General features: G+C 59.0%; 14 protein-coding genes and 1 tRNA gene. 4 read left to right on the top strand and 11 right to left on the bottom strand.

The annotated features are described in order from the left end of the window. Positions 1-213 precede the first annotated feature (213 nt). From ACEUKI_RS00145 to nrdD, 6 genes are all read right to left on the bottom strand, one after another. Positions 214-2,577, bottom strand: coding sequence for a glycoside hydrolase family 3 N-terminal domain-containing protein (locus ACEUKI_RS00145; RefSeq protein ID WP_115769900.1), 2,364 nt, complete (start codon positions 2,575-2,577; stop codon positions 214-216). A gap of 195 nt (positions 2,578-2,772) precedes the next feature. Then, positions 2,773-3,504, bottom strand: a complete 732-nt coding sequence (locus tag ACEUKI_RS00140) for a TetR/AcrR family transcriptional regulator (protein WP_115769899.1) — start codon at positions 3,502-3,504, stop codon at positions 2,773-2,775. 59 nt (positions 3,505-3,563) lie between these two features. After that, positions 3,564-4,841 carry a glutamate-cysteine ligase family protein gene (locus tag ACEUKI_RS00135; protein ID WP_115769898.1) on the bottom strand — a complete coding sequence of 426 codons (1,278 nt, stop codon included), beginning with the start codon at positions 4,839-4,841 and terminating at the stop codon, positions 3,564-3,566. 164 nt (positions 4,842-5,005) lie between these two features. Then, a complete protein-coding gene (locus ACEUKI_RS00130; protein WP_374156323.1) occupies positions 5,006-9,949 on the bottom strand; it encodes an acyl-CoA dehydratase activase-related protein in 4,944 nt (1,647 codons plus the stop codon). A gap of 226 nt (positions 9,950-10,175) precedes the next feature. Then, positions 10,176-10,904: an anaerobic ribonucleoside-triphosphate reductase activating protein gene (nrdG, locus tag ACEUKI_RS00125; protein ID WP_181896128.1), complete on the bottom strand. Its 729-nt coding sequence runs from the start codon at positions 10,902-10,904 to the stop codon at positions 10,176-10,178. A 147-nt stretch (positions 10,905-11,051) separates the two neighbouring features. Then, positions 11,052-13,460, bottom strand: a complete 2,409-nt coding sequence (gene nrdD, locus ACEUKI_RS00120) for an anaerobic ribonucleoside-triphosphate reductase (RefSeq protein WP_115769895.1) — start codon at positions 13,458-13,460, stop codon at positions 11,052-11,054. A 469-nt stretch (positions 13,461-13,929) separates the two neighbouring features. Here nrdD and xseA point away from each other — a divergent pair, with 469 nt between their 5' ends. The 3 genes from xseA to ACEUKI_RS00105 all read left to right on the top strand — a co-directional run bounded on the left by xseA (position 13,930) and on the right by ACEUKI_RS00105 (position 16,300). Then, entirely contained in the window at positions 13,930-15,300 is a 1,371-nt protein-coding gene (gene xseA / locus ACEUKI_RS00115) for an exodeoxyribonuclease VII large subunit (protein WP_115769894.1), read from the top strand. 49 nt (positions 15,301-15,349) lie between these two features. Beyond that, on the top strand, positions 15,350-15,652 hold the full coding sequence (locus tag ACEUKI_RS00110) for an exodeoxyribonuclease VII small subunit (protein WP_032744730.1): 303 nt from the start codon (positions 15,350-15,352) through the stop codon (positions 15,650-15,652). Positions 15,653-15,775: 123 nt separating this feature from the next. Continuing rightward, positions 15,776-16,300, top strand: a complete 525-nt coding sequence (locus tag ACEUKI_RS00105) for an NAD(P)H-dependent oxidoreductase (protein ID WP_374156322.1) — start codon at positions 15,776-15,778, stop codon at positions 16,298-16,300. Positions 16,301-16,440: 140 nt separating this feature from the next. Here ACEUKI_RS00105 and ACEUKI_RS00100 read toward each other — a convergent pair whose 3' ends face one another. The 5 genes from ACEUKI_RS00100 to ACEUKI_RS00080 all read right to left on the bottom strand — a co-directional run bounded on the left by ACEUKI_RS00100 (position 16,441) and on the right by ACEUKI_RS00080 (position 20,306). Beyond that, entirely contained in the window at positions 16,441-18,297 is a 1,857-nt protein-coding gene (locus ACEUKI_RS00100; protein WP_186289940.1) for a long-chain fatty acid--CoA ligase, read from the bottom strand. 128 nt (positions 18,298-18,425) lie between these two features. Further along, positions 18,426-18,932: a large conductance mechanosensitive channel protein MscL gene (mscL, locus tag ACEUKI_RS00095; protein WP_144169802.1), complete on the bottom strand. Its 507-nt coding sequence runs from the start codon at positions 18,930-18,932 to the stop codon at positions 18,426-18,428. A 167-nt stretch (positions 18,933-19,099) separates the two neighbouring features. Continuing rightward, positions 19,100-19,528 carry a nucleoside 2-deoxyribosyltransferase gene (locus ACEUKI_RS00090; protein ID WP_080785998.1) on the bottom strand — a complete coding sequence of 143 codons (429 nt, stop codon included), beginning with the start codon at positions 19,526-19,528 and terminating at the stop codon, positions 19,100-19,102. A 167-nt stretch (positions 19,529-19,695) separates the two neighbouring features. Beyond that, positions 19,696-20,100: a GNAT family N-acetyltransferase gene (locus ACEUKI_RS00085; RefSeq protein WP_065454877.1), complete on the bottom strand. Its 405-nt coding sequence runs from the start codon at positions 20,098-20,100 to the stop codon at positions 19,696-19,698. A gap of 133 nt (positions 20,101-20,233) precedes the next feature. Next, a tRNA-Arg gene (locus ACEUKI_RS00080) sits at positions 20,234-20,306 on the bottom strand. Between the two features lie 253 nt (positions 20,307-20,559). Between ACEUKI_RS00080 and ACEUKI_RS00075 the strand changes: the two genes are divergently transcribed. Then, positions 20,560-21,672 carry an endonuclease/exonuclease/phosphatase family protein gene (locus tag ACEUKI_RS00075; RefSeq protein ID WP_144169803.1) on the top strand — a complete coding sequence of 371 codons (1,113 nt, stop codon included), beginning with the start codon at positions 20,560-20,562 and terminating at the stop codon, positions 21,670-21,672. Positions 21,673-21,684: the final 12 nt, after the last annotated feature.

The raw sequence follows: 21,684 nt of genomic DNA, 5'->3' as shown, positions 1-21,684 counted from the left end.
GGCACGGCATTGGGCGCGCTGATAGGGCTCGAACGCCAGTTACGCGCCCGAAGTGCTCGGCGTGCGCTGGGATGTGGAGCACATCACCACGCCCGACTGAAATGTCCGACTGACGCTGACCAGCAACATCGCAACAGTACAACAAGCCAACAAGTGGGATGAGGCATCGAGCCTCATCCCACTTTGTCATTACCCGGCGATTGTCAGACTCACTTACGCCACGGTGAACGTGGTGCGCTTGAGGTCCTCGCGACGACTCGAATGGCCGATGAGCAGTTCGAATTCACCGGGCTCGACGATGCGGTTGGCGTCCGGGTCCACGATCGTGCAGTTCGCCACCGGGATCTCGAAGGTGACGGTCTTGGTCTCGCCGGGTTCCAGTGCGACGCGCTGGAACGCCTTCAATTCGCGGTCGGTCCAGCTGTAGGAGGTCACGATGTCGCCGATGTAGGCCTGCACGATCTCCACGCCGGCGCGCTCGCCGGTGTTGGTGAGGGTGATTTCGGCGCGTACGGTGTCGGTTTCGGCGAATGTGCCGTCGGCGTTGCTTGCGCCGCCCGTAATGGTCGGTTCGCCGTATGCGAACGTCGTGTAGCTCAGGCCTTCGCCGAACGCGAACGCCGGATCCTGGGTGAGGTCAGCGTACCGGTCGCCATGCTGGCCGCGGATCTGGTTGTAGTAGACCGGCAGCTGGCCCGCGTGGCGCGGGAAGGTGATCGGCAGTCGGCCCGACGGGTTGGTCAGGCCCAGGATGATTTCGGCGATGGCCCGACCGCCCTGCATTCCAGGATTTGCTGCCCACAGGATGGAACCGGTGCCAGTTTCGGGGTCGTTGACGCGCTTGGCGAATACACTGGACTCGCCCACGATGGAGGCGGGCAACACCTGCGGCTTGGAGCTGATGAGCACGGTAACCATCGGCTTGCCGGTTTCTTCAGACACAGCGGCGAGCGCGTCGAGCAGGGCGTTCTGGCCACCGAGCAGTTCGAGCGTGGCGGTGGAGCAGGTTTCGCCGACCAGCTGGACCACGTCGCCGACCACGGCCACGATCAGATCGGACTGGCGAGCGTTGGCCACGGCTTCGTCGATCATTGCTTGATCGACGGCGGCGGAAACGCCGATTTTCGGGCGAGGCTGGCCGTCCGGGTAGAACTCGCCGGCAGGGTCAGGCACGAGGTCGATGACGTTCGCACCGCGCGAGTAGACCACTTCGCAATCGTCGGCGGTGAGCTGGGTCAGGCCGTCGAGCACGGTGGTAATCATGTCTCGAGGCTGTCCGTCTGGCATCCAAGAAACCTGACCGGAGTTGCCGGTCCAGTCGCCGAGCTGGTTCTGGGCGTCGTCGGCAAGCGGGCCTACCACAGCGATGCGCTTGGCCTTGTTTGCGGCGAACGGCAGGGCGCCGTCGTTGCGCAGCAGGGCGACGGATTCGCGGGCGAGTTCCAGGTTGGTCTGCTGGTGTTCGGCGGAGCCGATGACCGCCTTGATGCGTTCGGCATCCGGCAGGCGCGGGTCTTCGAACAGGCCGAGGCGGAATTTCAGGGCCAGGATGCGGGCTACCGCATCGTCAATCAGGGATTCGTCGAGCAGACCGGTTTTTACGGCTTCGATGGCTCCCTCGTAGAACTGCGGGGTGGTCATGACCAGGTCGTTGCCGGCCTTGACCGCGTCCGCTGCGGCGTGCACGTAATCGGGCTTGACGTGCTGCTCCCATACCGAGCGGCCGACGTTGTCCCAGTCGGTGATCAGCGTGCCATTGTATTGCCATGCGCCGCGCAGCTTGTCGGTCAGCAGCCATTTGTTGAACGTGACCGGCACGCCTTCGATGGACTCGTAGCCGAGCATGAACGTGCCGCAGCCTTCCTTGGCCACGCGTTCGAACGGCGGCAGGAACCAGGATTCGAGCTTGCGGTGGGAGAGGTCGGCTTCGGATGCGTCGCGGCCGCCCTGGGTTTCGGAGTAACCGGCGAAATGCTTGGCGCAGGCCAAGATCGCGTTCTTCGGCAATGCCTCGCCGGCCTTGGCACCGCCTTGGTAACCCTTGACCATGGCGGAGGCGAGTTCGCCGATCAGCATCGGGTCCTCGCCAAAGGTCTCGTCCACGCGGCCCCAGCGGGTGTCGCGGGCGATGCACAGCACCGGAGAGAACGTCCAGTGCACGCCGGTGCAGGAAACCTCTTCGGCGGTAGCGCGGCCAGCGGCCTCGACCTTGGCGGCGTCCCAGCTGACGGCCATGCCGAGCTGGGAGGGAAAGATCGTGGCACCGGGCCAGAAGGAATAGCCGTGGATGCAGTCGTCGCCGATGACCAACGGGATGCCCAGACGCGTCTTCTCATTGACGGTCTTGGCGGCACGAGATAAATCCTCGGGGCTGGTATGAAGAATGGATCCGACATGCTTATTCACGATGAGATCCTCAAGATCGCCGCCGCGGGCGTCAAGCTGCATCATCTGGCCGACCTTCTCCTCAAGAGTCATACGAGAGAGCAAGTCGGCGATTCGCTCACCAGCGGGCAAATCAGGATTCTTGTACGGTAAGGTTTCAGCAGTTGCGACAGGCGTAGTGTTGTCGGTCATACGAAATCGCTTTCCTCAGTGAAATCGAACGGCTTTTTAATTACCAATTGGTAGTTTATCTATTGACAGCATGCAACACGCTTATGCCGCGCGCATCACATACGCCAAAACGACCGTATGCATGCGACCCCTTCGTTCGCCCGCATACTTACTGCCGCTATCCAGCACAAGCCTCGGTTCAAGGCGCACAGCGAATCAGCGATACCCGTCCCATATCGGCGAAGGAAATATCGCCGGCTCCAGATCGGCCCATTCATCGCATAAGTCAATGGCCGGCCCCCGTAACCACCTCAGTTGCACACCATCCATGATCTCCAGAGCATGGCGCAACGTGGGCCGGACCTCCTCAAACGAGGTGAATTCGGAAGGCAGGTTCCAGTTGTATGTCGAATAGTATTGCCATATCGAATCCCGACGATTGGCAAACTCGTCATGTAACGGATGCGCAGGATTGAACGATTCGACCTGCAATATCGAGAACAGCTGAACAAGCATGGAGCGCGTGGAATTGCAATGTACCAAGAACCTCAGATACGCGGGCAATCTGAAATCATCGGGCACTGAACCAGGCAGGCCGGAGGCCATGAAGTCTTCCACACTGCCAAACGTATTGTAATTCTCGTGATACACCGCGGCAAGCAGGTTATCTTTGCTAGGAAAATATCGCAAAACTCCCTGCTTGGTAACACCGACCGCATCGGCCACATCCTGCACAGAAGTACCGTTGTAGCCACACTCGGAAATCAGTCGCACGGCGGCATCGAGAATTTCCTGCCGGCGTTCCCCCGGCGACTTGCGAACACGCTTATGCTGCAATGAATTCTCAGATGTCATATCCGCCAGTCTATCCGCATTCTCCCCACTCCCATGCGCAACCACATCCAATATCCTTGGCCGGATATGCAAAACGGTGCCAAAACATAACATTCTGTCATGCCTTCGACACCGATATCGCGCAATAGATTTTTCTGTATATGCTTCTTCGCTTACTCCTGGAACACGTCGGGGTGCTTCGGGTCGCCGGGGATGTCGGACAGAAGGCCCTCCAGCCCTAGGAATTCCTTCCAGAAGTCCAGTGGCTGCCCGTACGGCGTGGCTTCGCGGCCGTGGGCCTGAATGTTGGCCTTGGCCTCGAACACCTCTTCTTCGCTGATGCCCTCGAAGTAGCTTTCCAAGCGGTCGCGGTGCTCGGGCACGTAGAACAAGGAGGAGACGATTTCGGTCAGGCGCTCGGCGCGCTCGATGGGCAGGGAGTCCCAGTGGCGCAGTTCGATGAAGTTCTTCAGGCGCACGTCGTTGAAGTGCGTGGAAATGATGTGGTTGATCTCATACGGGTTGAGCTCGCGGTCCGGGTACACCTCCCCCGCGTTCTCGCGGAAGGCCGGGCGATGCAGTTCCTTAGCGCTCGCCCCGGAGGCCACAGCCTCAGGCGTATGCGTCAAATCAGCGAACATGAGCGGCGTGGAAAGCACGTCAATGGCGTAATCCTCCCACCCATAGCGCGGGTCGAACAGGCCCGGCAGCACATTCGTGCGCTGGAAGTCGAGATAATCCCACATGCGCTGGCGCAGCAACGGCCATGGGTTCGTCTCACCTTCGAAATACGGGGTGTTGCGGAAGGAGTACGCCAGAATCGGACCGATGACGGTTCCCAGACGCAACTTTTCGATGGAGTCGCGCTCGTCCACGTAGTCGATACTGACCTGGGTGGAGGCGGAGCAGCGCATCATGCAGGGGCCGAACTGGCCGACGCGACCGAGATAGTCGGTCATCGCATCGTAACGATCCTTGGGGTTAACGGGAACGTCCGCAAAACTGGATTTGGGCTGGTAACCGTAGTTGACCAGTCGGAAGTCGAGATCGTCAAGAATCGGGTCGAGCTCGCGACGGAACTTGGAATACAACGTATTCAGGTCGGACGGCTTCTTCAGAATGCCGATTGAAGTCTCCACCTGGCCGCCGGGCTCGAGAGAAACGGCGACGCCGGGACGGCCGAGACCCACCAGATGGCCGTTCTCCCAGTATTCCTTGTCCTCGTCATAGTAGGGGGCGAGGCGTTTGAGCAGCTCTTCCATGCCGTTCGGCTCGTAGTAGGTCACGGCGGTGTCGTCGCTGTTGTGCACGGGCAGGTGCTCGATCTCCACGCCGAAACCACCGGTGCCACGCTGGGAGCGGCCGTTCTCAAAGAACTTGAGCAGACTCTCGACGTGCTTGGGGTTCGGCTTGGCGAGCAGATGCGCGTAACTGATTCTGGGAGTAACCATGCTTTGTATCGTATTCGAGCCGGCCGGCGCGCGTGCCCGAAAGCCCGCAATACGCTATACGAAAAACCGATAGCAGGCTCCGGCCCGGTTTCTCGCTCTAGAGACTCCCCTCAGTCGCTGCGCGACAGCTCCCCTCATAGAGGGGAGCTTAAGTGTATGCGCGTTCAATCCGCGGAGGTGAAGCCCTGCGGCTCGCCGGCCTCGGCGAACTTGGCGTTGTGAGCCTTCTTAGCGGCGGCGATCATCAGCTTGATACGGTTGAGCTGGTTCGCTTCCGAAGCGCCCGGATCGTAATCAATGGAGACAATGTTGGCTTCCGGATGCAGGCGGCGAATCTTGCCGAACATGCCGCGGCCAGTCACATGGTTGGGCAGGCAGGCGAACGGCTGCGCACAGATCACGTTCGGGCAACCCTGTTCGATAAGCTCCAGAATCTCAGCCGTCAGCAGCCAGCCTTCACCGGCCTGCACGCCGATAGAAGTGACCTCGGCGGCCTTCTTGACCAGTTCGGGCATCGGCTCGTCCTGCTTGAACTTGCCGTGCGAGGTGGCCAGTGCGGCCTTGATAGGCGCGTCGTACAGGTCAAGACCCTTGCGCATCAAGGCGTAGAGCGTCTTGTTGCCACCCATGCCGAGGTTCTTCTCGTTCCAGTCGGTGATGTAGGGGCGGGTGGTCATGAATTCCATGATGCCGGGCACTACGGCCTCGCAATCCTGGGATTCGATGACGTCGACCACATGGTTGTTCGCGTCCGGCTGGTACTTGACGAGGATCTCGCCGACCACGCCGACACGCACCTTGCGCGGGATGTCACGCAGCGGCAGGTTGTCGAAGGACTTCACGATCTCCTTGGCCAGCACGTTATACGGCAGATAACCCTTCTTGATGCTCGGCGTCTTGGCGGCGGTCTTGGAATAGCCGTGATGCTCGATGGTCTCACGCACGATGGTGTCCCACAGCTCGTACAGCTTGTTGGCCGAACCTTCCTCCACCTCATATGGGCGTACGCGGTAGAGGCACTTCATAAGCAAGTCGCCCAGAATCAGCGCCTTGATGGCACGGTGCAGCAGGGGCAGGGTGGCCTTGAAGCCGGGGTTGTCTTCGAGGCCCTGGGTAGAAATGGCGATGACCGGAATCTGCGGGCAGCCGGCATCGACCAAAGCCTTGCGGATCAGGCCGAAGTAGTTGGTCGCACGGCACATGCCGCCGGTCTGGGTGATGGCGAGCGCTACATGGTCGGGATCGTATTTGCCTTCCAGAATCGCGTCGATGAGCTGGCCGACGACCATGATGGCCGGGTAGCAGGCGTCATTGTTCACGTATTTGAGGCCGGTTTCCACATCGCCACGGCTCGCATGCTTCAGGATGTCGAACTTGTACCCACCGGAACGAATCACCGCTTCGACCAAGGACATATGAATCGGGCTCATCTGAGGGCCAACAATCGTATAGTTCTTCTTCATGTCCTTGACGAACTTCTCGCGATGCGCGTATCGGGACATGGTGGCGTTGTTGTGACCGGACTTCTTGGCGTTCTTGGTGTCCGTCACACCAGTAGTGCCATCTGAAACGCCGTTTTTGCTGTCCACTGCGGCTTGCAGGTCGCGTTCGGCGGCGCGCTTGGAGGCGGCACGCATGGCCTTGGTGAGCTTCGGGTTGGCGGCCATGGTGCTGTCAAGCAGAATCTGGCGGCCTGGAGTCGGCGCGGTGGAGCCGGTCTTGCGGAAGCCGGTGGACTTGGGGCCTTGCACGGCCTTCGCCACGCTGGCCTGGGATGCCTTGGCTGCGGCGGCTTCGCGAGCCCTATTGGCTTCGCGTTCCTCGACGGCGGCCTTGAGCGAGCGCAGTCGAATCTTGGCAGCGCCCAGGTTGGAGACCTCGTCAATCTTCAGCAGCGTGTACACGTCCGCCTTGTCTGCCAGGATCTCGGCCACCTGATCGGTGGTGATGGCGTCGAGACCGCAGCCGAAGGAGTTGAGCTGCACGAGTTCGAGGCCCGGGTAGGAGGCCACGAAGTGCGCGGCCGCGTACAGACGGGAGTGGTAGGCCCACTGGTTGGTGACGCGCAACGGCATCTTGGTGACTGTGCGGTCGCCCACGTGGCGGAATCCGGCGACGTTCTTGGAACGCGGGTCGGCTTCGCCTTCCGAGAGGAATTCGGTGAGGTTGAGCTTCTCCCCCGGCTGCAGTTCGCAGATGGAATCCTCGGAGAGTACCACCATGCCCAGCGAGCAGATGGTTTCGGGAATGCCGTGGTTGATTTCGGGGTCGATGTGGTAGGGACGGCCGGCGAGCACGATGCCTCGGCAGTTGTGCTCCTTCATGTAGGCGAGCGCGGTCAGGCCTTCCTGCTGCACGTCGTGCTTGAAGACCTTGTCTTCGGCGTACGCGGCCTTGACTGCGGTTTCGGCCTCTTCGCGGGTCACGTTGGCCCAGGCGAACTCTTCGAGAATGCGGTCGACCATGAGCTCGTGGTTGGCGAGATTGAAGTACGGGTGCATGTAGCGCACGCCGTCCTCGCGCAGTTCGGGCATGTTGGCGCCGACGACGAGCGGATAGTTGGCCACAACCGGGCAGTTGTAATGATTGTCCGTGTTGGGCACGAGGTTCTCCTCGTAGCTCACGCACGGGTAGAAGATGGTCTTGATGCCCTTGTCGATCAGCCACTTGATATGGCCGTGGACCAGCTTGGCCGGGTAGCAGATGTTTTCGGAAGCGATGGATTCGATGCCAGTCTCGAACAGTTCATGGGAGCTACGGCCGGAAATCATCACCTTGAAGCCCAGCGAGGTGAGCAGCGTGAACCAGAACGGGTAGTTCTCGTACATATTGAGGGCGCGCGGAATGCCGATCTCGCCACGAGTGGCCTTCTTGTCGGTCAAACGGCGGTAGGCGAAGCAACGCTTGTACTTGTAATCGTACAGGTTCGGACGGTCGGAACGCTTCTTCTTGGCGTCGCCACCGCGTTCGCAACGGTTACCGGTCACGAAGCGCGAACCATCAGAGAACGTGGTGATGGTGAGCTTGCAGTGGTTCTGGCACAGCTTGCACACGTCACGCTCGGTGGTCATGCTCATGTTGTCGAGCGCTTCGCCGGTCAGGATGGAGCTGGCGGTGTGGGCCACGCCGTCCACGACAACGACATGGACCTCAGGCTTGGCCGGCTCGGCCTTCTTGAAGGCTGAGGCCTTGGGCTCGGACTTGGGTGCGGGCTCGGCCTCGGACTGTTCCTCAGACCCATCGGCCTTAACCACCACATCCAAGTGGTCGGCTTCGTCCTGATAGTGCATGCGGGCGGTCAGAGCGGCACCGAACGCGCCCATCAGGCCGGCGATGTTCGGGCGGGTGACCTGACGCTCGGTGAGCAGTTCGAAGGCGCGCAGCACGGCGTCGTTGAGGAACGTGCCGCCCTGGACTACCACGGTGTCGCCAAGTTCGCCGGAATCGCGCAGCTTGATGACCTTGTACAAGGCGTTACGCACCACGGAGTAGCACAGCCCTGCGGCGATGTCCTCGATGGACGCGCCTTCCTTCTGCGCCTGCTTGACCGAGGAGTTCATGAACACAGTGCAACGCGAGCCAAGGTCCACCGGATGGGTGGATGCCAAAGCCTTTTGCGTGAATTCCTGAATCGTCAGCCCCATAGACATGGCGAAGGTCTGCAGGAACGAACCACAGCCGGACGAGCAGGCCTCGTTGACGGCGATTGAATCGATAACGCCATCGGTGATGGCCAAGTACTTCATATCCTGGCCGCCGATGTCGATGACGGCGGTGACGCCGGGGCTGACCATTTCGGCGCCGCGATAGTGGGCCATGGTCTCCACCACGCCCTCATCCAGATGCAAACCGGTGGTAATCAAACCTTCGCCGTAACCGGTGGCGCAGGAGCGCGCAATCCACGCACCTTCAGGAAGCTCTGCCTGAATCTTCTTGACGATGTTGATGGCGGCGGTCAGCGGGCTGCCTTCGTTGTTGGCATAGCTGGACCAGACGATTTCACGATCATCGTTAACCAGTGTGGCCTTAATAGTGGTGGAACCAGCGTCAATGCCCAAGAAGTGCGGTCCGTGCGCACCTTCAAGGGTACCGATGTGGATGTGTTCCTTGTGGTGGCGCTTGTTGAAGTCCTCGCGATCGGCCTCGGTGGGAAACAGCGGCGGCATGGTAGGCGTGTTGGAAGGCAGGTTCTTCAGCTCGTCCAGACGCTTCAGGATATCGCCGCACGTGTGGGCTTCGAAATAATGGCCCTGATCGTCGGAGTCCATGTCGGCCTGCAATGCAGAACCGTATGCCACATACAAGTGGGCGTCGGTCGGCACAATGAATTCGTCGACCTTGCCCTCAAGCGCGCGCTGGAATGCGGCGCGCAGCTCGGACATGAAGAACAACGGACCGCCGAGGAAGATGACGGTGCCGTGAATCGGGCGTCCGGAAGCCAGGCCGGCAATGGTCTGCGTGGCCACTGCGGTGAAGATGGAGGCGGCCAAATCGGGCTTGGCCGCACCATCGTTGATGAGCGGCTGCAAATCGGTTTTGGCGAACACGCCACAACGCGAGGCGATTGGATACAGGTTCTCGTAGCTCTTGGCCATCTCGTTGAGGCCAGCGGCGTCGGTGTCGAGCAGTGTGGACATCTGGTCGATGAACGCACCGGTACCACCTGCGCACGAACCGTTCATGCGTTGTTCGGGCGTGGGCTTCAGGTAGGTGATTTTGGCGTCCTCGCCGCCGAGCTCGATGATGACGTCGGCCTGCGGGTATTCCTTGTCGATTGCCTCGGTTTCGGCGATGACTTCCTGAATGAAGGGCACATGCAGGTTGTCAGCGAGCGCCAGACCACCGGAACCGGTGATGGATAGGCGAATCGGTTCGTCGCCGCGTCCGAGGTCCACAAGCTTCTTGTGGATGTCGACCAACAGGCCGGCCACGGTGGCACGCACGTTGGCGTGGTGGCGTCGGTAATCGGAGAAGAGGGTGTCTTTCAGGGAATCGGACTGATCAAGCACCACGGCCTTGACGGTGGTGGAGCCGATATCCAATCCCACGCGCAGCGGCTTCAGTTGTGAGGCGGGCGTTACGCTCGCGTCAGCGACGATGTCAACCATGTATTCCTCTTAATTCCGATTTCCGGGTATGTGCGCCTTGAGGCATCATGAACCGTTTCGGGACGGCTGGCAGATACCTGCGGACGGCTTCGCCCGGCTACTTCTTCTGGAATATTAGTCCGACCACCTGCCCAACATGGCACGAGGCGAGGTGATTTCGCTCACGGGAAGGCCTTTTCCCAACAGTTCCAACGATATTGCTGAGTGCGGCATTCCAGAACTGCTACTACGAGGCCTGTTGGCCTTCGCCGGCTTCGCGGTCTTTCAAATAGATTTCGGGGACATCTCGTTCTTGATCGTGGAGCTTGGCCCAGATGACCGGTTCGCCGGCTTCCAGAGACTTGGGCACATCGAGGATGCGCTGGTTTCTGGAGCCGCGGAATTGCAGCAGCGAGTCCTTCTGGTCTCTGAGGTAGCGGCCGTCGACGAGAATGTCGATGAGATGTAGCAATTCAAGCTTGTCTGGGGTTTCTCCGGGGCGCATGAGTTCTTCCCATGTGTAGCCGGTCCACGACCAGATATCTTTGGTATGACCGAATTCCTGGCGGATACGTTGTGCGAGCGGCACCAGCACGGGAGTGTTGAGGAATGGCTCGCCGCCAAGGAACGTAATGCCTTGCACCCATGGGGCTTTCAGATCTTCAATGATTTTGTCTTCAAGTTTTTGCGTGTATTCGTGGCCGGCTTGGAAATCCCAGATGGAGGCGTTGAAGCAGTCGACGCAGTGGAAGGGGCACCCGGAGACGTAAAGGGAGTTGCGCACGCCTTCTCCGTCGGTGACAATGAAGGTTTTGTAGTCGGCAATCATCCGCTTGGACATGCGCCGGCCATCCCATTGACCGGCTTTCGGATCGTTGGCAAGACCGTTGGAGGGTACGGAGGGGCCACGCCCGGTCTCGCCGGCCGCAAAGTCATGGCGCTTGGGTTCGGGCTTGGTCGTATGCAGCTCCGGCATGATTCCCTCCTTGTGGAAAGCATTAGCTCCCGCTGACGGGAGCTGTCCGTCATCAGACGGACTGAGGGTGGTCAACACCATAAAGGATGACCACCCTCAATCTCGCTTACGCTCGACAGCTCCCGCCAGCGGGAGCAAGTATAGACCCTACTTGGCCTCTTCGAACCACTCGCGAGTGGTGCCGTCATCCAGCGTCACACGACCGGTTTCGCCGCTCATGTGCTTGACTCGGTGGGCAATCTCCTCGTGACGGCCGTGCACCATCGGGCGCTGGACCGGGCTGCCGAGATAGCCGCAGGTGCGCTTGGTGACGTTGCACTTGTCCGGGTTGGAGTTACCGCACTCCGGGCACTTGAAGCCTTCCTCGGTCGGCTCGAAGTCGCCCTGGAAGCCGCACACGAAGCAGTGGTCGATCGGGGTGTTGGTGCCCAGGTAGCCGATGCCGATGTTGTAGGCGTAATCCCACACGGCTTCGAGCGCCTTCGGGTTGTCCTGCAGGCACGGGTACTCGCAGTAGTTGATGAAGCCGCCGGAAGCGTAGTACGGGAAGTCCTTCTCGTAGCTGAGCTTCTCCATCGGAGTGGGCTGCAACCACACCGGGTAGTGGAAGGAGTTGGTGTAGAAGTCGTGGTCAGTCACGCCTTCGATACGACCGAACTTTTCACGGTCCATGCGGTTGAAGCGGTCGGTCAGGGATTCAGCCGGAGTGGAGTACACGGAATAGTGGTAACCCTCCGCTTTGCTCCACTGCTTGCACAGCTCGTTCATGCGCTTGACGATGGACAGCGCGAACTCCTTGCCTTCCGGATCCCAGCCGTGGTCGCGAATCCAGTTCTTGCCGTAGAAGACCGCGGTGGTCTCGGCAAGGCCGATGTAGCCGAGCGACACGGTGGCACGCTCGTTCTTGAACAGCTGGTCCACGTTGTCGTTGGCACCAAGACGACCAAACGCACCGAAGCGGAACAGGGTCGGGGCGTTGACCGGGGTGGCTTCCTTGCAGCGCATGATGCGGAACTGGAGGGCCTGATGGGCGACTTCCATACGCTCGTCGAACAGCTTCCAGAAGCGAGCCTTGTCACCGTGGGATTCGATGGCGATACGCGGCACGTTGACGGTGACCACGCCGAGGTTCATACGGCCGTCTTCTTCATCCTTGCCGGTCTCCGAGTTGATCCAACCCTGCAGGAAGGAGCGGCAACCCATCGGAGCCTTGAAGGAGCCTGTGATCTTGACGATGTTCTCGTAGAACACCACATCCGGGTACATGCGCTTGGTGGCGGACTCGAGGGCGAGCTGCTTCAGATCGTAGTTCGGGTCACCCGGGTCGGCGTTCACGCCGTGCTTCACAGTAAAGACAAGCTTCGGGAAGATGGCGGTGTGGTGTTCCTTGCCGAGGCCTCGAATACGGTTCAGCAGGATTGCGCGCTGCACTTCACGAGAGAACCAGTCGGTGCCGAGACCAAAGCCGACAGTCACGAACGGGGTCTGGCCGTTGGACACACGGTTGGAGTTGATCTGGTATTCCATGGTCTGCATGGCATCATAGATGGCCTTGCGGGTACGAATCTTGGCGAGGATTTCACGCTCCTGCTCAAGTTCGTCAACGTCGGTGTGGAACGGGGTGTCCATCGGCAGCGGTTCGCGGGAACCGAAATGCAGCTTGGCGGGCTCGTTCTTCTTGGCGCTCTCGACCTGACGACGGGCGAATTCAACCGGCATGCCGTCGGGGATGGTCTCACGAGCTTCCTCAAGGAACTTCTCGTAATCCTTCTTGGCATACTGGGCAAGATGCTCGTCGGCACGGTTGGCGGTCTGGCCACCATACTGGCTGGAGGCCACGTCCTTCATGATCTGGGTAATCTGGGTGGCCGCAATGGCGATGGACTTCGGGGAAGCCATCGGAGCGTTGCCAAGAGTGAAGCCATTGGCCAACATGTCCCAGAAGTTCGGCAAGGAGCAGTTGGACTGGGCAGTGAACGGCGAGTAGTCGGCATCGTGGAAGTGAATGTCGCCCTTCATGTGGGCGTTGGACACCGCCGGCGGCAGCATGTTGAACGCGGCGGCCTTGGACACGGCACCGGCCAGCAGATCACGCTGGGTGGAGTAGACGTTGGAATCCTTGTTCGCGTTCTCGTGAATCAGGGTCGGGTCGTGGTTGATGAAGCGAGCAACGGCCTCGTTGACATCAGTGGCCTTGGCACGCTGAATGTCTTTGTCGAGACGGTAATTGGTGTAGGCGCGAGCCACATCGTACAGGTGGGCGTCAATGAGGGCGTGCTCCACGAGATTCTGGATGTCCTCGATCTTGGCGGGGCCGGCGTAACGCTCCTTGATTTCGCCTTCGACTTGGTTGGCGAAACCACGGATCATGGCATCTTCTTCGGGGCCGACTTCCTTGTTCAGGTCGCCGAAAGCAGACTTGACCGCAGAGATGATGTTGATGGGGTCGAAGTCGACCACACGACCATCACGCTTCTCAACGAGCACGGTGGAGGCCTTGGCGGCCACCTTGGTCTCGTTATAGGTAACGGTTTCTTCCAGCACCTGTGCGCCCATCGGGCACCCCTTTCCTGTAAGGCGAACACTCTCCTGAGTTCCGCATTTTGGCCGCACTCGACGTGGGCCACACGAAATTATATTGATGTCGTTTTCTTGAACCTCTAGAAGAATACGGCATCCCCACCCCTATATCTAGTGCTCAACAGTGGTGTGTCGAACTATTTATAGGGGTTTTCGGCTATTTTCCGCCAAAACTACAAGTATGTGATTAGCGTAACTGTTTTCCGCTCGCGTGTCGCACAGCGAGCTCACCGACGACTCTCAATCGTCAGCGCAACGCATATCTCTCACTCCTCTTCATAGCACCCGTTTCTTCCCCATAATGACTCCTTTCTTCTGATGCACCAGACCATCTCCATCATCGGCTGATACATCGCTTCGTACGGTTCTTGCATTCATCATCACACCGTTTTCAGGCGACGGTAAATTTTTACCGTCATCAACCAACGCACTTATAGTGGAGTGCATGACTACTGCAATGGGCTACTCATCTACCGGCCGTCCACCGACCGCCGCTTCACTGACCTCGGCTGGCTTTGAGCCGGGTCAAGGCACTTTCGCGCCTGATCAGGGCACCATCAATCTGCCGAATGAGCCTCGCCCTATCGATCAGCTGCCTGCACGCGCCGCTGAAACCACCGCGCAAAATCCGTGGCCGGTAAGTGTGCTGAGCCAGAAGTTCTACGGTGCCGTGGAACGATGGCCGTCCGCGTGGGTCACGGGCCAGATCACGCAGATCAATACCCGTCGCGCCGGCTCGGCCTACATCACGCTGCGCGACGACTTCGAGGATATCGCCATGGAAGTCAATGGCTTCGGCAGGTTCGCGGCCGCGGCCAGCCAGTTCGTTCAGGGCGACCGCGTGGTGATTCATGGCAAACCGAACCTGTGGATGAAGCGCACTTCGCTGTCGTTGCGCGGGGACACGATTCTCAAGGTCGGAACCGGTGGCAGCCTCAAGGCCATGATCGACGAATTGCGCAAGCAGCTTAAGGGCGAGGGCCTGTTCGACGCCGATCACAAACTGCCTCTCCCGGAGTTTCCGAAGACTATTGGCCTGATTTGCGCACCTCAGGCACGTGCGGAAGGCGATGTGATCACCAATGTGAACCTTCGTTGGCCTTCCGTAACCTTCAAGGTGGTCCACGTGCATGTTCAGGGCGAGCAATGCCCGGCCGAAGTGGTTCAGGCCATTGCGCAACTCGATGCCGACCCGAGCGTGGATGTGATCATCGTGGCCCGTGGCGGCGGCTCGTTTGAAGATCTCATCGGTTTCTCGGATGAGCGTGTGGTTCGTGCGGCGTATGCCTGCACCACACCATTAATCTCCTCCATCGGGCATGAGGATGACTGGACATTGCTGGATCTGGTCGCCGATCTGCGCGCCTCCACCCCCACCGATGCGGCCAAGCGCGTGGTGCCGGATGTGCGTGAGCAGTCGCAGCTCATCGAAGGTGCCATCGACCGTATGCGACTGCGGGTCCGTTCGCGCGTGGAGAACGAGATTCGACTTATCGAGGGATATGCGAACCGCCCGAGCCTGACACAGCCGCACACCATGCTTGAGCCTCATCAGCGCTTAATTGACGACTCGTTGCAACGGCTCGATATCGGGCTGCGACGCATCGTGGACGATGCCCAGCTCACCGTCGAGCGAGCTCACGCCTCACTGACCGCACTCAGCCCGCAATCCACGTTGAACCGAGGCTATGCGGTGGTGCAGTCCGCCGATGGCCACGTACTAGACGATGCTTCGCAGGTAAGCCCTGGGGATGACATCACCGTCACCCTGAAGAAGGGTGTCATTACCGCAACCACCACATCCGCAACCGCGTGACACGCCATACGCAGCCACGCATATATACCGTATATATAAGGAGAACATCATGACCGAAAACGCCACATCCACCGACAAGAACACCCCCGCCTCGTCCCTGGCGGACAAGGAACGCGAGCTCATCGCCCAGATGCCATATGAGGAGGCGCGCGACAAGCTGATTCAGGCTGTCCAGGCACTGGAAACCGGCGGCCTCAATCTTGACCAGTCGATGCGTCAATGGGAAATCGGCGAGGCCTTGGCTAAGCGCGCCCAGGGTCTGCTCAACGACGTCCGTGCCAAGCTCGACCAAGCACAAGCCGAGCAAGCCGCTAACGAAGCCACCGCAGGCACGCAGTCCAACCTCGACTGAGTTGCCTCCCGGCGCGGCACCCCGCGGCTCGCACCTGAGTCCGGACTGGACTGAGTTCTGCTTCCCGGCATACGATAGTGGTGATTAGGCCACATTGGCAGCAGTTTATAGAAGGGAAATCCCATGTCAACGTTGATTCTTGTATTCCATCCGCATCTTAAGGACGGCTCGCGCGTGAACGCCCGCCTGCTCGCCGAACTCGCCGCACAGGGCGAGGACAACATCATCGTGCGCGACGAATACGCCGAATACCCGAACTTCTCCGTCAACGCCGACACGGAGCACGAGCTGCTGGAGGCTGCCGACCGCGTAATCCTTCAGTTCCCGTTCTATTGGTACTCCTCCCCCGCGCTACTCAAGGAATGGGAAGACGAGGTCATCACCGCCGGCTGGGCCTACGCCGGAGCCCATGCGTTGAAGGGCAAGGAGCTCAAACTGGTGGTCACCACTGGTTCCGACGCCGCCAAGTACCGCAAGGATGGCGAGTACAGCCACACCATGGAGGAGCTGCTAAGCCCGTTTGAGGTCGTGGCGTACAAAGTTGGCATGAACTATGCTGAGCCGTTCCTGGTGCAGGGCACCGCCGCCATCGGCGATGCGGAGCTGAATCAGGCCGCCGCCGATTATGTTTCGGCGATTTTGGACTGAATAAGCTGAGGCCGGGTGCAAGTCGCACCCGACCCTGTTGTTTTTTCGCGGGCAAGCCGCGGGGTCTCTCCCTCAGTCAGCTTCGCTGACAGCTCCCTCGTCAGAGAGAGCTTGTTTTTTGGATCAGAGGGAGTTGACGGTTACTTCTTCAGCGGGACGTAGATCACGTTGTCAATGAGCTCGCGATAGTGCTCAACGATTTGCGCGCGACGGGTCTTCAGACTCGGGGTCAGCATGCCGTTGGCCTCGGTGAATTCGTCGGGCAGAATCTCGAACTTACGAATCGACTCGGCGCGGGAAACGCCCTCGTTGGCGGCGTTCACCGTACGCTCCACCTCAGCGTGAACGATGGCGTTCTTGGCCAGCGAGGCCAGATCGGGTTCCGGCTTGGCACCCTGGGATTCCAGCCAATTGTTGGCATCCGCCAGATCCAGCGTGACCAGAGCGGCCACGAACGGCTTCTTATCGCCAATAACCAAGCACTGGTTGACCACAGGCGAGGTCATTACGGAAGCCTCCAGCAGACCCGGCGAAACATTCTTTCCGCCGGCGGTGATGATGAGGTCTTTCTTACGGCCGGTGATGGAGATGAAGCCGTCTTCGGAGATATCGCCCAAATCGCCGGTGTGCAGCCAGCCATCAGTGATCTGCTGGGTGGTGACTTCGGGGTTGTTGTGGTAGCCCTTGCACACCAGCGGTCCCTTGACCACCAGCTCGCCATCCTCAGCGATGCCCGCAGTGATACCGCACATCGGCATGCCGATGGTGCCGATGCGGTTGTCTTCCGGCAAGCTCACACACACCGGGCCGCAGGTTTCGGTCATGCCATAGCCCTCAAGCACCGGCATGCCGATGCCGTTGAAGAAGTGGGAAAGCTCGGAGTCCATCGGAGCGCCGCCGGTGATGGCGAAGTCGGCGTTCGGACCGAAAATCGTGCGAATCTTCTTGTACACCACCTGCTCATAGAAGGCGTGGGCGATACGTCCGGCAATCGGCAGCTGTTCGCCCTTCTGCTCGGCCTTGGACCATTCGCGTGCGTTTTCGGCGGCTCGCATGAACATCTTGCCAGCGAATCCGGTGCCGGCGCGCTGGGAGGCGGCGTTGTAGACCTTCTCGTACACACGCGGCACGGCGAGCAGCAGCGTGGGACCGAAGGTCTCGAAGTCCTTGACCATCGTCTTCATATTGGAGCTCAGGGCCAGCGAAATCGTGCCGCCGAAGCTGAAAAATTCCATGAATCGGGCGAACACGTGGCTCAACGGCAGGAACAGCAGCAGGCGGCGGTTGGGCCATGCGCCGGCGCGCGGCATGTACTGCAGCGCGGAAAGCACCAGGAAGGCGAAGTTGCGGTGGGTCAGTTCCACGCCCTTCGGGGTGCCAGTGGAGCCGGACGTGTAGACGATGGTGGCGCGGTCGTCGCCGTGGGAGGCTTCCTTGTACTCCCAGAATTCGGCGTCGGTGACGCTTTCGCCGTAGGTCTTGATGGCGTTCAAACCGCCGGCTTCAATCACGAACACGTTGCGCAGGGTGGGTACCTCGCTGCGCACGGATTCGATCTTGTCGCGCTGTCCGTCATCTTCGGCGATGGCGAGCGTGACTTTGGAATCGTTGAAAATCCAGCTGACCTGGCTGGCGGAGTTGGTCTCATACACCGGCACGGTGAGTGCGCCGATGGACATAATCGCCATATCCAGCGCGGTCCATTCCCAGCGGGTGCGTGAGACGATGGCGACTGAATCGCCCTTATTGACACCAAGTCCGATCAGGCCCTTGGCCAAGTCGATGACCATGTCACGGAATACTTGGGCACTGTACGGGTGCCAAGTGCCATCATCGCCCTTGTATTCGATCATGGCACCTTCGGGATCGCGCTTGGCGCGGTTATCGAGCAGATCGAACAGGTTGATGTCGCTGTCAATCGGCTCCTTGACGGGATTGGTGAACTGCTTGACGATACGGGTATCGTTTATGGCCTTATCAGCGATGTTTTCAGTCATGCTCCCCATGTAACTCCACGGATGCTACAAAACACGCGCGAAACAACGGATTGTCCAGGCCAAATGGCCCCGGCAATCCGTTATTTCGGGCAAACCAGGTAAATCTGTCGCACCGTACATTCAGCAGATTACTCGGCGGAGTTATTGGCCTTTTTCAGCTCGTCGCGAATCTCCTGCAACGTGGCGAGAGTCTGCTCTTCAACACTAGGCCCCTTTTCCTCGGCGTCAGCCTCATCCTGGATAGCAGTGAGATCACGAAGCTTATTAATCGGCAAAATCACGCAGAAATACACCGCCACGCCAACAAGCAGGAAGTTAATCAGCGCGTTAAGAATCGCACCAAATGAAACAGTCGAGTTGTTGAACGTGATGGTCAGTAGTCCGGAAAGATCCGGTACGCCGCCGATCATGCCAATTAATGGGCTGATGAGATTGTCTACGATGGAATTGACCACAGCGGTAACGGCAGAGCCCATCACCACACCTACCGCCATATCAATCATTGATCCGCGCGACAGGAATTTCTTAAAGCCATTCAACGGGCCTTTATCGGTCAAAGCAACAACTTTGCGAGCGGTTCCTCCCGTGGCCTTGGCAAAGTCGGCGGCAATATTCATGGGATTGTGGCTACTCATAATGGCACTCCTTACGAAATTCAGACACTCCACTTGTGTCCGACTGGTTTTTCCACGACTCCATTATGCCGCTTGTTGGAATATCCCTATACCACTGCGGCGTTCTCGTACATGACTATGTACGAGAACGCCGCCACCTCTGTTTGCTGAGAACCTGTTAGAGCTGTTTAGAACTGAATGTAATCGACTTCCGTATGTTCGCCGGTTTCCAAGTATTTCGCCACATCATCAGGACCGGCGAAAACCAGTTCGACCGCTTGCGCAATCATCAGATTGACACGATCCATTGGTGTAAGGTTCTCGAAATAGCCGTACACCGGGATTCCCAGCGCATGCGCATATCCGATTTCGAACATCGTACCGGGATCCTCGTCCATAAGATTGGCGACCACGGCCTTAGCAGCATTAATGCCACAGATATCGTCCGCAAAGCATCCTTCAGGGCCGACTTCTTCGATCTGGCTGACAAACCGCGGCTTGAACAATACCTTGCCATGATCTTCCAGTATCTTTTCCAAACGTTCCATACTTGCCGTTTGCTCAGGATCGAAGAACGGACCGGCCACATAGAAGTCATACTGCTTGTCTTCACTCATGGTCTCTAGTCATAGCGCAGCAACGTCGAACGCCAGCCGTTATTTTCACTGTATGGACAAGGGGTCGTATTGTGAACATTGCTACGGGATAACCGTCAACGACTACGTACGTTGCCCCCTAATTGGCGCACTCCGCCACTTTCACTCCCGCCCGCACTGCCAGCCCGTCAGCCGCGATTGACGATTTGCATGGCGCGGCCATCGTCCATCAGGTGGAAGCCATGCTTCTGGTAGAACGGTGCGTTTTTGCTTTCCTCAGGCATGACTTCCAGCAAGAAGTAGTCGCGATACTTAGCCTTGACCAGTTCAACGAGATGGCTGCCGATATGCTGCCCGTGATATGCCGGATCTACCAGCACCCAATGCATATAGGCCACCATTTCGGTATCGTCGAGCACGCGAACCAAGCCGACCAAATGGCCGCCATCCCATGCGCTGATCACCGTATCCGAATGCTGCAATGCCTTGAACAACCGTTCCGGCCACTGCGCCGATTCCCAACCTACCGACTTGAACAGCGCCTCAACCTGCTCAACAGTAAACCGCTTCTCTTCCGTGTATTCGATACTCATGGGCCTCTATGATAACCGTGAAGTCTCGCATGGCTTCGCGCAGTTTCGTATGACGGGATGATGGTGCACTTATACGTTGCGCCTCATCACCGATAAATAGAGATTGAGGTACCGTCACACTTCCAAAGACAAGTGCCCGAGATCGGATTCGAACCGACGACACCCGCTTTAGGAGAGCGGTGCTCTATCCACTGAGCTACTCGGGCAACGACGTTTTATTGTACACGGCCGCACGCCCAGTCGCATCATGTTCGCGTGGCAGCCTGCGTAAGCCGCATGGCAGTCTATGTAAGCCACCTGGCAGAACCCGGCACCAAGGCATGGCCGGTTTTCGTGCCGGTTTGGTGCGAGCTGCTCTTGCGCATGGCGAAAAGACACCGAAAGACAAGCCGCACACGGTACAGTGGCAAATCGCATGAAAAGCAAGGTAACAACAGGCGAGCCAAAAGAAAGGGCAGTATGGCAAAGGCACGGAGCACAACCACAGGCGCAAGCGTACGAGCCCGCGCCACTTCCAAGCCACGCTCTGCCAAAGCCCCGGCGCGCCCAGTATCCAAGTCTGCAGTAAAGCCACGTAAACGGCACCATCTGCTTGGTTTTCTTGCCGCGATATTCGCCCTTCTTGCCCTTGCCGGTACTGCCGCCCGCGCGCTACCTGCCGATTTGCAGGAACTGCCGTTTGTGCCGATTGTGGTATCGGCAACGCCCTGGTTCATGTTGCTTGGTTTGGTCGCCTTGCTGTTGGCCATCGTGTCACGACGTATCCTTGCCGCATTGATTGCCGCTGCCGCAATCGCATGCAATGGCTATTGGCAATATCCGTTCTTCTACTCGACCGATCCGCTTCCCCAAGCCGCGCAGAACGCCGTGGCCGTAGCCTCCCCCAACACCAGCGACACCTATGCGCGCGTCATGACCTTCAACGTATATAAGGGGCAGGCCGATCCGCAAGCCATCGTCGAGCTGGTCCGCGATCAGCGCGTCGAAGTGCTTGCTTTGCAGGAGACCACCGAGGATTTCGTCAAAAAACTCAACGAGGCTGGTATTGAGCATTATCTGCCGTATGCGCAGGTCTCATCGTCTGACGGCGTATTCGGTAACGGCCTCTGGTCGGCCACGCCACTTGCCGATCCGGCCGACGATGACGTGAATTCCAGCGCCTCATTCATGCCCGGCGGCACGGTGGATATGGGTGGCCAGCAGATTCGATTCATATCCGTGCACACCACTGCACCTGTGCCGGGCTATTGGCAGCAGTGGAAACGCTCGCTGGATGAGCTGGGGCTGATGCGCGGGCATCCGGATACGCGATACATTTTTATGGGCGATTTCAACGCCACTTACGATCACACACCATTCCGTGATTTTCTTGGCGACCGGTTCGTGGATGCCGCACGTGAATCTGGGCATGGGTTTACGTTCTCATGGCCCACGAACCGTGCGGCTGTGCCAATGTTCGCCGGTATTGACCACGTGGTGCTTGATCAGGGCATGAAGGCCGGACAATGCAAGGTGGTCAAAGTCGAGGGCTCTGATCATGCGGCGTTGCTGGTGACTGTGGCGGTTGGGTGATTCCCCTCAATA

This window comes from Bifidobacterium sp. 2450 (genome assembly GCF_041900695.1).
GTDB classification, from domain to species: Bacteria; Actinomycetota; Actinomycetes; order Actinomycetales; family Bifidobacteriaceae; genus Bifidobacterium; species Bifidobacterium longum.
This window is presented reverse-complemented; position numbering and strand designations above follow the sequence as displayed.